This is a genomic window from Candidatus Moraniibacteriota bacterium, assembly GCA_016699875.1.
In the GTDB taxonomy this organism is placed as follows: domain Bacteria; phylum Patescibacteriota; class Minisyncoccia; order Moranbacterales; family UBA1568.
The window spans coordinates 761,357-774,045 of record CP064989.1 but is presented as its reverse complement, the minus strand read 5'-3'; the positions used below and the strand labels follow the sequence as shown (position 1 = coordinate 774,045).

At 50.4% G+C, this 12,689-nt stretch carries 11 protein-coding genes; all 11 read right to left on the bottom strand.

Annotation, left to right across the window (positions count from 1 at the left end; all coding sequences use genetic code 11):
* Positions 1–25: 25 nt before the first annotated feature.
* The gene (locus IPK84_03760; GenBank protein QQS15459.1) at positions 26–682 is read right to left on the bottom strand and encodes a 3'-5' exonuclease; all 657 of its coding nucleotides are present in this window, start codon (positions 680–682) and stop codon (positions 26–28) included.
* A gap of 307 nt (positions 683–989) precedes the next feature.
* Entirely contained in the window at positions 990–1,337 is a 348-nt protein-coding gene (locus IPK84_03755; GenBank protein QQS15458.1) for a hypothetical protein, read from the bottom strand.
* Between the two features lie 100 nt (positions 1,338–1,437).
* Positions 1,438–2,219, bottom strand: a protein-coding gene (locus tag IPK84_03750) for an IS5 family transposase (protein ID QQS15457.1) whose coding sequence is annotated in 2 segments (ribosomal slippage) — positions 1,438–1,835 and positions 1,835–2,219 — 783 coding nt in all. Because the reading frame shifts where the segments join, the coding sequence is not laid out codon by codon here.
* A 19-nt stretch (positions 2,220–2,238) separates the two neighbouring features.
* Positions 2,239–2,616, bottom strand: coding sequence for a hypothetical protein (locus IPK84_03745; GenBank protein ID QQS15456.1), 378 nt, complete (start codon positions 2,614–2,616; stop codon positions 2,239–2,241).
* Between the two features lie 98 nt (positions 2,617–2,714).
* Entirely contained in the window at positions 2,715–5,732 is a 3,018-nt protein-coding gene (locus IPK84_03740) for a class I tRNA ligase family protein (GenBank protein ID QQS15455.1), read from the bottom strand.
* Positions 5,733–6,340: 608 nt separating this feature from the next.
* Positions 6,341–6,880, bottom strand: a complete 540-nt coding sequence (locus tag IPK84_03735; GenBank protein ID QQS15454.1) for a DUF4349 domain-containing protein — start codon at positions 6,878–6,880, stop codon at positions 6,341–6,343.
* Positions 6,881–6,913: 33 nt separating this feature from the next.
* Entirely contained in the window at positions 6,914–7,447 is a 534-nt protein-coding gene (locus tag IPK84_03730; protein QQS15453.1) for a hypothetical protein, read from the bottom strand.
* 101 nt (positions 7,448–7,548) lie between these two features.
* Entirely contained in the window at positions 7,549–7,995 is a 447-nt protein-coding gene (gene atpC / locus IPK84_03725) for an ATP synthase F1 subunit epsilon (protein ID QQS15452.1), read from the bottom strand.
* Positions 7,996–8,000: 5 nt separating this feature from the next.
* Complete coding sequence (gene atpD / locus IPK84_03720; GenBank protein QQS15451.1) at positions 8,001–9,380, bottom strand: F0F1 ATP synthase subunit beta; 1,380 nt, start codon at positions 9,378–9,380, stop codon at positions 8,001–8,003.
* Positions 9,381–10,102: 722 nt separating this feature from the next.
* Positions 10,103–11,017, bottom strand: a complete 915-nt coding sequence (atpG, locus tag IPK84_03715; protein QQS15450.1) for an ATP synthase F1 subunit gamma — start codon at positions 11,015–11,017, stop codon at positions 10,103–10,105.
* Positions 11,018–11,180: 163 nt separating this feature from the next.
* Positions 11,181–12,683 (bottom strand): F0F1 ATP synthase subunit alpha, encoded by a 1,503-nt coding sequence (locus IPK84_03710; GenBank protein QQS15449.1) that lies wholly within the window; start codon positions 12,681–12,683, stop codon positions 11,181–11,183.
* Positions 12,684–12,689 lie beyond the last annotated feature (6 nt).

The window sequence follows — 12,689 nt, the reverse complement described above, 5'->3', positions numbered from 1 at the left end:
GAGGAGAATGATGAGAGACATGAAACTAAAACAGAGTCCCACGCGGCACTTGAGGAGCTGCCGATTCCACTTCAACCGACTTACGCCGCCCAAGGAGATCCATCACCGCATCCCAGTTTCGAAATTCCGGGTACCGTTCCAATTGTTTCTCGAGCACCTTGACCGTCACAGCCACATCACCTTCGGCTGTGTGTGCACTTGTATGCGTCTCGCCACAGTATTCCTTGGTAGCCGCCGACAAATCCCGCCGAGATACCATATCTCGCGGTGCAAATTTGTGGAAAATAAATTTCGCATCGAGAATTTTCCGGTTCGAATAATCAAAGTTTTTTCCCACTGTGGCGAATTCCGCCCGCAAGAAAGGAAGATCGTACCCGTACACATTGAACCCGCCAACATCCACTCCTTCGAAAATACTCCAGAGCTCATAGCAGAGCTTGGCAAAAGACGGCGCATTGGCAACGTCTTCGTCGGTGATACCATGCACGGCTGTCGAATCCTTCGGGATCGGCCGCAACGGATTGAGCCGCTGCACCGCTGCAATCACCTCCCCGCTCGGCATAATCTTCTGATACGCAATCTCGACTGTCTTGTCTTCTCCCGGCGTAAGCCCGGTCGTTTCAAGGTCAAACACCACCAGCGGCCGTTCAAGTGGAAGAAGATCGGGAATTGTAGAACGCATATGCGAGAAAAAAAGAAAAATACTTGTCAAATGGTATCACATATTACCGCTCCCGTCACAAAAAAAATCGGGGCAGCGCTTGATGACTGTCCCGATAAACAGGCTTTTTCGTCTTTTAGAAGAATCCATATTGTTCTCGATATGATCGAATTGCATCTGCCTCTCGATTCATTCCGAGGTCATCCAACATCTGCAAAAGTCCGGAACATGTTGAGACCGCATGAACCGGGGTACCAGCTATTTCCTCCACTTTAGAAAGTGAGAGAGTGTCTCTGATGCTCTCTCGACACCTAAAACTCGCTAGCTATCAGTGAACAAGCTGCGTATAAGCACGTTTAATCTCTGCGTTCGTGCGATTCACCCGATCTTCCTGAAAAAGCCCCGCTTTCAAACCCTCCTTGAGCTGCGAACCGATAACCAAATATTCCGCACCAGCCAGAAGTGCGTCGTATGGACTCGCCACCCGTTTCTGATGATCCGGCTCCATGAATAAACTCCGAACTCCGGGGACAATTGCCTTGAATCGGTCACCAAATTCATCCTTGAGACACCGTACTTCGAGCGGACTACATACAAAAGCACCTATCGGATTCTCCTCACCAATTTCATCTTCGAAGAACAGGAGCATTTCTGCGATATATTCTGCAGGAGTCATTCCATGCTTCCTCCTGAATTCATCCTCCGAGATATCCGTAAGAGCTCCAACCAAGGCAATGAGTGCACTCGGAAATATTTCACGTATCCTAAGAACCTGTTTACAATCTTTTCAACAACAATCGAGCAAAACTTAAAACCATCATCTGTAAGCTCGAATCCAGTGTCCGTTCGCAATTCTTCCAGAGCCTTCGGCATTTCTCCAGCCAGGAGAAGCTTCTCTCGACCACCCAGCGCTGAGGAAGAACGGCAAACGTATGCAATTCGTTTCGTTTAGCTACTCCCACTTCCGCACCGATACATGCTTTGATCGCTTTGGCGAAGTTTTCTCCGGTATAACTACCATCAGTCAAGAGTTTCTCCACCCGTGAAAGGTGTTTTTTGTTTGCCTTGACGGCTTGGATAGCTCCATTTCGATCAGTGACGTTAGCAGTGGTTACCGTGAACGCATGCGGCAATCCGTTGGTGTCAACGAGAATATGTCGCTTGATACCGGAAACTTTTTTCCTGCATCATAACCTTTTTCTCGAGCCGTATCTGTATTCTTGACACTTTGAGCATCAACGATGCAGAAACTGGTTTTGCATTGTTTGCCATTTTTCATACGTTCTTGTTCGACCAATTTTTTTAAGACTTGCTCAAGCATACTCTCTGTCTGTTTGTTTTTTCGTTCCTTCCAGACAAGGAAGTGTCGATAGACACTCTGCCATTTTGGATAATCCTTGGGAAGTGCCCTCCATTGGCAACCCGTGACCAGAATGTAGAGCAGAGCGTTGAATACGTCATAGGAATCAAGTGTCTTTGGTTTGGTTCTCTTCCTGGTTGATTCGAGAAATGGTCTGATGTGTTCGAATTGTTCTCGGGTTATGTCGCTTGGATACATGGTTCTTTTGGTTTGAGGATTATGTCCTCAGTGTACCAGAAGATTGTAAACAGGTTCTAAGGAGCGATTGGCATGAAACCTCCGATGACACCGTAATAACTGCTGGGGACATTTCAGCATACTGTTTTAGCATATTACTAATCGTCCCCGAGACATCGAATAATTTCAGATCAAGGAAAATTTCCGCCATACTCCATCCATTCTCTCTCGAAACATCTCGAATTCCAGTGATAAGTTCCTTGCCTCCACCAGGAGAGATGTGCAACGCATCGTTAAACTTAACCATCCCAACCATTTCTCTTGCCGCATCATGTTGGAATAGATTGAAAAACGAATCTATCACATTCGTATATGTCGTTTGTCCATCAATCGGGAAAATGACTGGTTTCTTGATCATCTCGAATCTCCTCAACAAATTGGTAAATCAACTGCCCCGCCTTGCGGTTTCGCAAAGCTCACCGCTATCCTAGCCAAATTCCCGGACGCCTGTCAACTTCAACCCACCACGAAATTCACCAGGCGGTCTTGGACAAAGACGGTCTTTCGAACTTCTTTTCCATCGAGATGCTTCGACACAAGAAGATCAGCACGTGCCGCGCTCTCCACTTCTTCTCTCGTCGATCCGGAGACAATACGAAGCCGCGCGCGAAGTTTTCCGTTGACTTGCACTACCACTTCCACTTCATCTGCCACGAGATACTTCGGGTTTGCTTCCGGCCACTTGGTCGAGAGAATTGACCCCGCATTCCCGACAAGACTCCAGAGCTCTTCCGCAACATGCGGTGCAAACGGAGAAAGTAATACGAGCAGCGTTTCAAAATCTTCTCGCGACATCGACTCTGTTTTCTCCATCTCATTCACCAAAATCATGAGCGCGCTAATCGCCGTATTAAACCGCATCGCCTCGATATCCTCAGACACTTTTTTGATCGTTTTATGCAGCAGAGTTTTCACGGAAACATTTCCCGCGTGAGCATCTTCCTTCTTTCTTCCCGTTTCCTGATTCTTCATTCCAATACCCAATTTCCACACTTTCTCCAAAAACCGTCTTGACCCGGCAATACTCTCCGTACTCCAGGCGACATTTTGATCGAATGGTCCCATGAACATTTCGTACACCCGAAGCGTATCCGCGCCGAACCGCCGCACAATATCATCCGGATTCACCACATTCCCTTTCGACTTGCTCATCTTGACGCCGCCCTCGGCAAGGATAAGCCCATGCGAGGTGCGCTTCTGATACGGCTCGGAGGTCGGCACTACGCCGATATCATAGAGAAACTTGTGCCAAAAACGAGAATACAAGAGGTGAAGCGTCGTGTGCTCCATGCCGCCATTGTACCAATCGACGGGCGTCCAATATTCGAGCGCGCTCTTTGATGCAAGTGCTTTCGTATTTTCCGGATCGGCGTATCGAAGAAAGTACCAGCTCGATCCCGCCCAGTTAGGCATCGTGTCCGTCTCGCGCTGTGCCGGTCCGCCGCACTTCGGACACTTCGTCGCGACCCATTCCTCCATCGCCGAGAGGGGCGACTCCCCCGTGTCCGTCGGTGTATACGACTCGACTCTTGGCAATTCGACAGGAAGCTCGTCTTCGGAAACCGGTACCCATCCGCACGCATCACATTTCACCAAGGGAATCGGCTCGCCCCAATATCGCTGCCGAGAAAATACCCAGTCTCGAAGTTTGTAATTCGTCTGCTTCTTCCCGAGTCCTTTTTCCTCCAGCCATTGGATCATTTTCTCCCGCGCTTCTTCGGATTTCAGACCGGAGAATTCTCCAGATTCAATGAGGACGCCGCTTTCAGTAACAACCTCATTTTCCTCAGACTTTAGGCGAGCAAACCAGAATGGAGCATCGACATCAAACATTACATCCGGACTAAGAGACGATTCCTCAATCCATATTGTCGGATGTTTTTCTTTCTCCTCTTCTGAAACAGATATTCTGTCTTCACTCTCCAATTCAAACAACACGGCATGTATATGTGCCATGCGATTTTCGTCTTTATGTGACACGAAATATTTCGCCTCTACCGGTCCGCCCAAAGTCCGAATATATTTGAGATCGGTATAGCCTGTTTCCTCTCGAACTTCTCGCTTTGCCGCATCAATAACATCCTCCCCTTGTTCCACCCCGCCAATCACGAATGTAGTCCAATCATTTTTTTTCCACTTCAGAGCAAGATACTTATTTTTCTTCGGGTCATACACGATGGCACTGATAGTCTCTCGAAACACGACTGATTTTCCTGGAACCGGGAGATTCTTCTGATTTACAACACTCGGAATAACTACCGATTTCAAGGGAAGTCGGTACTTCTTCGCAAATTCCCAATCCCGTTCGTCATGCGCCGGGACTGCCATCACCGCACCCGTGCCATAATTTCCCAATACATAGTCAGCAACGAATACCGGCACACTTTCACCGGTAAACGGATTCACTGCCTCAATCCCTTCGAGCTTTACGCCGGTTTTTTCTTTCGTCGCATCGAGCCGATCTTCCTCGGATTTCTTTTTCACCTCTTCTATATACTCTCGAATCTTCTCTGCATTCTCAACCAAAAGTAAGCTGTCATCCTCGGGCTTGACCCGGGGATCCAGAATGTTCGCAGAGCCTGGATTCCCGCCTTCGCGGGAATGACATTGCAAAAGATGTGCAATAATGTGGTGCTCCGGCGCCACCACCACATATGTGCACCCGAAAATCGTATCCACTCGCGTCGTGAATACCTCGATATATCGTTCCCGATCCTCTAACCGAGAAGAACTCTCATCTTGATGAGGGTGGGAGGAGGAAGAAATTTTAAATTTCACCAGCGCTCCCTCCGACCTCCCGATCCAGTTTCTTTGTTGAACTTTTATCTTGTCGAGATAGTTAACACTGTCCAAATCCTTGTCCAACCGATCGGCGTATTTTGTAATCGCCAACATCCACTGCTCTTTCTCTTTTTTTTCCGTTGGACCACCACACCGTTCGCACACGCCGCCCTGCGCTTCTTCATTCGCAAGACCGATCTTGCATGACGGACACCAGTTGATTTCCATTTTCTGTTTATATGCCAACCCTTTTTTGAAAAGCTGAAGAAATATCCACTGCGTCCACTTATAGTATTCTGGATCGGTCGTATTTATTTCCCGCGACCAGTCAAACGAAAACCCGAGCGACTGCATCTGTCGCCGGAAATTATCCGTGTTTTTCTTCGTCACCACTTCCGGACGCACGCCGTGCTTGATAGCAAAATTCTCGGTCGGGAGTCCAAACGCATCCCATCCGATCGGATAAAGTACTTCAAATCCTTCGTGCCGCCGCTTCCGTGCGATCACATCCATCGCCGTATACCCGCGCACATGCCCGGTATGAAGCCCGTCTCCAGACGGGTATGGAAACTCGACCAACCCGTAAAATTTCTTCTTTTTCGATCCGGTCTTCGCATGAAAAAGCCCCTGCTCCTCCCAATATTTCTGCCACTTCGGCTCTATTTCTTTCGGATCATATGAAGCATGTTTCATAGGCCACAGTTTAACAAGTAGCTCCATCCTAGCCCGAAGAAGGGGGTTTTTCAAGATAATAAATGAGGAGCTGGCCAAAACTGACACAGCTCCTTTCACTACAGTTGAGATATCACCTTCCCTGAATTATGCGGGAGTGGGATATCGTGAAAGTTACTACGGCAAAGAAGGCATCCTCGTTTTGCCCCCTCCAAGAAACACCGCGTTGCTTCGTTTCTATCCGGAGACATCCCTATACCGTGCAAGTAACACACTCCGAGAGAATGCCATGCCGATGGACAACCCCCGATAGATGTTACTTTGCGCAATAAAGAAATTGCCTCCTCATCGTTCTCATCGGATATTCCGTCCAACCCGACAAGCAAAGCGACTGCAAGGATGTTTGCAGCCCATGGATCCACAATTGGACATCTGAAAGATCTACATTGGCGAATGAATATGTGCGCATCTCCTTGCACATAGGCATCCTTGAGAAGCCCTATATTCTTGTCTGCCAGTAAGAACAACAACACGAACAAGGCATTGCCTCGCCGCAAATAAACGGAGAACGAACTTGGCATCTTGAACACTCCACAGTTTTACCTACCGTCAAAAAACGTGCCAATGAACTAAACTCTTGGATACAATCTCCGATATATTCCTTTCCCAGCTTTGTATACCACGTACACTCCCAAAAGGTACAGCAGAAACACCGGAACCACCGAGACCACGAAATAGATCGCGCCGTCGATGAAATTTCGACATTGGGAGATCAGAGCATTCACAGCCGACTTCACGGTTTGCCATGGCCGCCAGGAATTTGTCGTCGTGCCCACCTTCACATCTTCACTCAGAGAAACCGAGATCGACGCCATGTCGGTCTGCGACTCCATATACTTTTTCTGTGTTTCGAGCTGTTCGATCTCACTGCGAACCCGTGAAAGCTCGCGCGTCACCTGCAAAATATCCGCCACCTTCCCCGATGTCGTATTAAGAATCTTGGTAAACGCTTCTTCCTCGGCATACTTATTCTTGATACGTGCCTCAAGATCGGCAAACTGTGCTGTCACATCGCTCGCCGACGACGATTCATTCAATACAACACTCGCGATGCTACGAATCGCCGCATTTGCTTCGGCAAACTTGTCAGAAGGAATTTTGATTGTCACCACTCCGGTTTGCGGAGCGTTCGACGACTGTTTTTAAATACCGTATCCCATTGATTCATCCTGCACCATCGGCATCGGATACCCCGGCATGCTGCTACTGATCGACCGAGATGCCGTAAACCCGCCGAGCCGCGTCGCGATGCGATCGATTTCGTCCGCTGACCATTCGGCGTCTTCGACGCGAATTGATAGATCTCCGTTCCGCACCACGCGTTTTTCCGTTTCAGCTACAGCACTATTCCCCTCCATCATATCCGGCGCGACCGTCGAGAAGTCGGGGTTTCCCGCTGCCATCATTTTCCCGGCATACCCCGATCCAGCCGCATCTGCCGCAACCGGAACCGACGATTCTGTCGTAACCCCAGATTCATCAGCATCTCCCCCCATCATATTGCTCATCCCCCGCCAAGACGATGCCTCGCCGGAAACTCCCAGCCCATTCTGTTGGTACGACGTTCCGCGGTTGATTCCCTTCCCGAAAAAGACAATGAATATTGCAACCAACAATACCCCAATCGCCGCATACGCTAACCATCGGGTTATTTTCACAAAAACCTCTTGATTCATAGATATTATTTAGGATGTACTTCTCAAGTATACACCCGGGAGAGTAACAAAGAAAATTCCCGCGCATTTCGCAGACGGGAATTTCAAGATACGCAGAGGTTTTACATAGCTGTCTCCGGATTCGAATCGCGGTGGCTTCGGTGTTTCTTCCCAACATGAAGCCGCGCCCACGCGCGCTCAAGCGCTGCAACATGCATTTCATGTTCCTCGGCAGATACATCGATGTGCTTCTCGCGAAGTTCCCGTGCACGCTCTTCGGCGCGCTCCGCCCGTTCCACATCGATCTCATCCGCTCGCTCCGCTGCATCCGCCAGAACCGAGAGCTTGTTGTCATGAAACTCGACGAATCCACCTAAGACTGCGAAGCTCTGCACCTCGCCACGCGCCGTCTCAACGCGAGCCTCACCCGGCTTGAGCGTTGCGATATATGGAATATGATCCGGCAATATCGTCACCTCGCCCGTTTCCGTCGGCAGCGTCACTTGCGCCACCGCTTCTTCAAGCAGTTTCCGTTCCGGCGTCACGAGTGAAAGGGTAAAAGATGTCATAATAATTATTTTGCGGCGGCAAGTACTTCTTCTATAGATCCTTTCATATAAAAGTCCTGCTCAGGAACAGCATCGAGTTCGCCGGAGAGGATTCGTTCAAAACCGGACACCGTGTCTTCGAGCTTTACATATTTCCCGGGCTTCCCCGTAAATTGCTCCGCCACGAAGAACGGCTGCGAGAGAAATTTTTGAATCTTCCGCGCGCGCATCACGGTTAATTTGTCGTCTTCAGTCAGTTCTTCCATACCGAGAATCGCGATGATGTCCTGCAAGTCCTTGTATCGCTGGAGTACACGCTGAACATTTCGCGCGACCGAGTAGTGCTTCTCTCCGACAATATTCGGATCGAGAATAGTCGAACTCGAATCCAAGGGATCGACTGCCGGATAAATACCAAGCTCCGAGAGCGCCCGCGAAAGCACGACGGTTGAGTCAAGATGACCGAAAGTCGTCGCCGGCGCCGGATCAGTGAGATCGTCTGCCGGTACATAGACCGCCTGCACCGAAGTGATCGAGCCATTGCGCGTCGAGGTGATCCGCTCTTGGAGCGCGCCCATTTCTTCGGCAAGCGTCGGCTGATATCCCACCGCCGACGGGATGCGGCCCAAAAGCGCCGACACTTCCGATCCCGCCTGCGTAAAGCGGAAGATATTGTCGACGAAGAGCAGAACGTCTTTGCGCTCGTCATCACGGAAATACTCCGCCATTGTAAGCGCAGAGAGCGCCACGCGCTGGCGAGCACCCGGCGGCTCGTTCATCTGTCCGAAAACAAGCGCCGTCTTCGCCAAAACGCCCGAGTCTTCCATTTCATGGTAGAGGTCATTTCCCTCGCGCGTCCGCTCGCCGACCCCGGCAAAAACCGAATACCCACCATGTTCCTGCGCGATATTTCGAATAAGCTCTTGAATCACCACGGTCTTCCCGACACCCGCCCCGCCGAAAAGCCCCACCTTCCCGCCCTTCATAAAGGGGCATACCAGGTCAATCGATTTGATACCCGTTTCAAACACCCTCGCTTCCGTCGCCTGCTCCGAAAACTTCGGCGCCTTCCGATGGATCGACTGCAATTTCACATTTTTCAGATCCGGTTTTTGATCGATTGGTTTTCCCAGAACATCGAACATCCGACCCAAGACTTCCGGCCCGACCGGAACCGATATTGGCGCGCCTGTCGCTCGCACGCTCATCCCGCGCTTCAGTCCGTCTGTCGGACCCATCGCAACTGTCCGCACGCGGTTTCCACCCAAGTGCTGATGCACCTCGGCAACCAATTCGCCGCCATCAGACAATGCTACTACTACCGCATCCAAAATCTTCGGCAATTCCCCCTCCGGGAATTCCACATCCACCACCGGCCCGATTACCTGCAAAAGTGTTCCGTTCATAGAAATACGAGAATTAAGAATCAGGAATAAGGCTTAAATGAGTATAAACAATCAATGTATATTGACAAACTTTTTGTAACATGCTATAAATACAAATCGCTCTTGAACAACCCTGCTTTCAACTACAGCCCCAAGAAAGGAGTACCGAGATGATTGAGATGATCGAAGTCGTAGTAGTAAATGAACTACCATCATATGCTATTTTGACGCTAATATCGCTCATACTAGTGTCAATCAGTATACTGCTCATGGGAATACTCCTGCGACTTTTTACGTGGTCAAAAGACCATAACTGGAACTTTTTCTACAACAAGGATAGCCTATCAGGTGAAACTCCCACCGAAAAAGTACGACTCAGCTTCCAAGAAGATCGTCTAGAATATTTCCTACCTGTCCTTCTAAAGGCGTGGCTAGGGTATGTAGCCGTATTCGCAACCCATGCAGCGCTCCTTGTGGGAATAGGTGTCGTAACTTACGGCATTTACAAGTTGTGGCACATGTCGGTCTGGTAGACACCAGACACACACGCTCCGAAAGAAACCTCATCATTCAAATTGATGGGGTTTTTACTTTCCCCAGATTCTCAAAACAACGGTTCGAAATTTCAGAAAGCTCTCCTAAAATCCCGAATGATGGTTTTGAGTCAACCTTTGAAAGTATATTTCTCTCACACCTCTCCACCAATTTATTCCCAATTTCTTCTCCCTCTCCTTCTTTCCCATCTATGACACTGCCGCCATACCCGCCGAGAGTTCGGCGATTTCTTGCGTCACTTTTGCCTGGCGGAGTTGGTTGTAGAGAAGTGTGAAGCTCTCAGTCATATCCTTTGCGGCGTCGCTCGCATTGCGCATCGCGGTCATGCGCGCCGCTTCTTGCGAAGCGTTCGACTCCAGTACGGCATGAAGCACCTGCATCTCAACCAAGCGGAAGAGAAGTGCGTGAAGCACTGACTCAGGCGCCGGCTCTATCGCATACTCGGCTTTAAGAACATCCGCCGCTCCAGTCGGTTCCTCACCGCCCATCTCGGCGATCTGCTCCTCGGCGTCACGCTCGAAGAGCGGCAACACCTGATGGACACGCACCGTTTGCACAAGCGCCGAAACAAAGTCGGTATACACCAGTGAAACGCGATCCCATCGTTCGGATTCAAATCCTTCAAAGAGAAACTTCGTGATCGAACGGATTTCCGAAGCGGACGGATCCGCGATCACCTCCGGAAAAGACGCGACAATCTCTCCGTTCAGAAATTTCAACCCCGCGTCACCCTTCCGCCCAAGCGACACAAAATCGATCCCCGCTCCCGCATAACGCTCCCGAGTCAAGGCTATTTCCGCCCGAAGCTGGCGAAACACCTGCGTATTGAACGATCCGCACAAACCGCGATTCGATGTCACCACGACGAAAAGCTGTCTCCTCACCGAGCGCTCTTCAAGAAGCGGCATTGATTCCCGCACATCGCGCGCACGCGATACCACAGAGAGCACATCCCACGCACTCTTCGCATACGGCCGGAGCGCCGCGACACTTGCCGCCGCCTTGCGCATTTTGACCGACGAGATCATTTCCATGGCACGGGTTATCTTCCCCGTGTTTTTCACACTCTTGATCCGCCGCCTGATTTCACGTGTCCCAGCCATAAAGCAAAATAGATTTTATCCACACTCGTCATCCCCGCGAAGGCGGGGAACCAGGTTCCACTCACCCTCAACAAATATCGTTGCAAGTTTCATTCACAGAATGCAATCCTGAACGAGTCGCAACTGGATTCCCGTTTTCACGGGAATGACGAACAAAAAAATATCACATCGAAAAGCTCTTTTGAAATGTCTCGATATGTCTCTTGAGCATTTCTTCCGTTTCTTCATCGAGCGATTTCTTGCTCCCAAGCGCTCCGAGAAAATCATCGCCATCCGTCTCGAGATACTCGAGAAATTTCTCTTCCCATTCGCCCATCCTCTCAACCGGCACCTTGTCGAGATGTCCGCGTGTGAGCGCGTAAAGCACAGCAACTTCCTGCTCAACCGAAAGCGGCGAGTACTGTTTCTGTTTGAGCACCTCGACACCGCGCTTGCCGCGTTCGATCTGTTCTTTCGTCTTCTCATCGAGATCGGAACCGAACTGCGCAAAGGCTTCAAGCTCGCGGAACTGCGCCAAATCCAACCGGAGTGTCCCCGCGACCTGCTTCATCGCTTTGATCTGAGCCGAACTCCCGACACGCGACACGGAGAGTCCCACATTCAAAGCCGGACGAATACCTTTGTAGAACAGGTCGGCCTCGAGGTAAATCTGTCCGTCGGTAATCGAGATAACATTGGTCGGGATATACGCCGACACATCACCCGCCTGCGTCTCAATAATAGGAAGTGCCGTAATGGATCCGCTCCCCATATCTTTGGAAAGTTTCGCACTTCGCTCGAGAAGTCGCGAGTGCAAATAAAACACATCGCCCGGGTATGCCTCGCGCCCCGGCGGCCGACGAAGGATGAGCGAGATTTGTCGGTAAGCAGCGGCATGTTTCGAGAGATCGTCGTAAACAACAAGTACGTCCTTTCCCTGCTCCATGAAGTACTCACCCATCGCGCACCCCGCATAGGGCGAGAGAAATGAGAGCGCCGCCGGCTCCGATACACCAGCAACGACCACCGTCGTATATTCCATGGCGCCACCTTTTTCCAACTCAGACACAATGCGCGCTACTTTGGATTCTTTCTGTCCGATTGCAATGTAGAAGCAGAGAACGTTTTGACCCTTTTGATTCAGGATTGTATCAATTGCAACTGCGGTTTTCCCGGTCTGTCGGTCACCAATGATGAGTTCGCGCTGACCGCGCCCGACCGGGATGAGCGCATCGATCGCCTTGATACCGGTCTGCAAAGGCTGCTTCACTGACTCGCGCGCCATCACGCCGGGCGCTACCCGCTCAACCGAACGGAACGCATCGGGCACCATCTCGCCCCTGCCATCAATCGGAACACCCAGAGCATTCACTACGCGCCCGATCACATTCTTCCCGACCGGCACCGAGAGAATTTTTCCCGTTGATTTGACACGGCTTCCCTCTCGAAGATCGCCCGCCTCACCCAAGAGGATAACCCCCGCCATATCTTCCTCAAGATTGAGCGCCATTCCTAAAACGCCATTTTCAAACTCCACCATCTCTCCCGCGGCAACATTCGCAAGTCCCGAGACGCGTGCTACGCCATCGCCCACTTCGAGCACGGCGCCCGTCTCTTCGCGTTTCACTGTCGACTCAAATTGTTCTATTCGCTTCCGAATCTCCTCCACGATTGAATTCTGTGTCATAAGATA

Bases quoted from the DNA above. Each gene is read 5' to 3' on its own strand.
- IPK84_03730 (QQS15453.1), bottom strand. From the start codon at position 7,447: ATGAATCAAGAGGTTTTTGTGAAAATAACCCGATGGTTAGCGTATGCG.
- IPK84_03760 (QQS15459.1), bottom strand. From the start codon at position 682: ATGCGTTCTACAATTCCCGATCTTCTTCCACTTGAACGGCCGCTGGTG.
- atpD (QQS15451.1), bottom strand. From the start codon at position 9,380: ATGAACGGAACACTTTTGCAGGTAATCGGGCCGGTGGTGGATGTGGAA.
- IPK84_03755 (QQS15458.1), bottom strand. From the start codon at position 1,337: ATGACTCCTGCAGAATATATCGCAGAAATGCTCCTGTTCTTCGAAGAT.
- atpG (QQS15450.1), bottom strand. From the start codon at position 11,017: ATGGCTGGGACACGTGAAATCAGGCGGCGGATCAAGAGTGTGAAAAAC.
- IPK84_03740 (QQS15455.1), bottom strand. From the start codon at position 5,732: ATGAAACATGCTTCATATGATCCGAAAGAAATAGAGCCGAAGTGGCAG.
- IPK84_03745 (QQS15456.1), bottom strand. From the start codon at position 2,616: ATGATCAAGAAACCAGTCATTTTCCCGATTGATGGACAAACGACATAT.
- atpC (QQS15452.1), bottom strand. From the start codon at position 7,995: ATGACATCTTTTACCCTTTCACTCGTGACGCCGGAACGGAAACTGCTT.
- IPK84_03710 (QQS15449.1), bottom strand. From the start codon at position 12,683: ATGACACAGAATTCAATCGTGGAGGAGATTCGGAAGCGAATAGAACAA.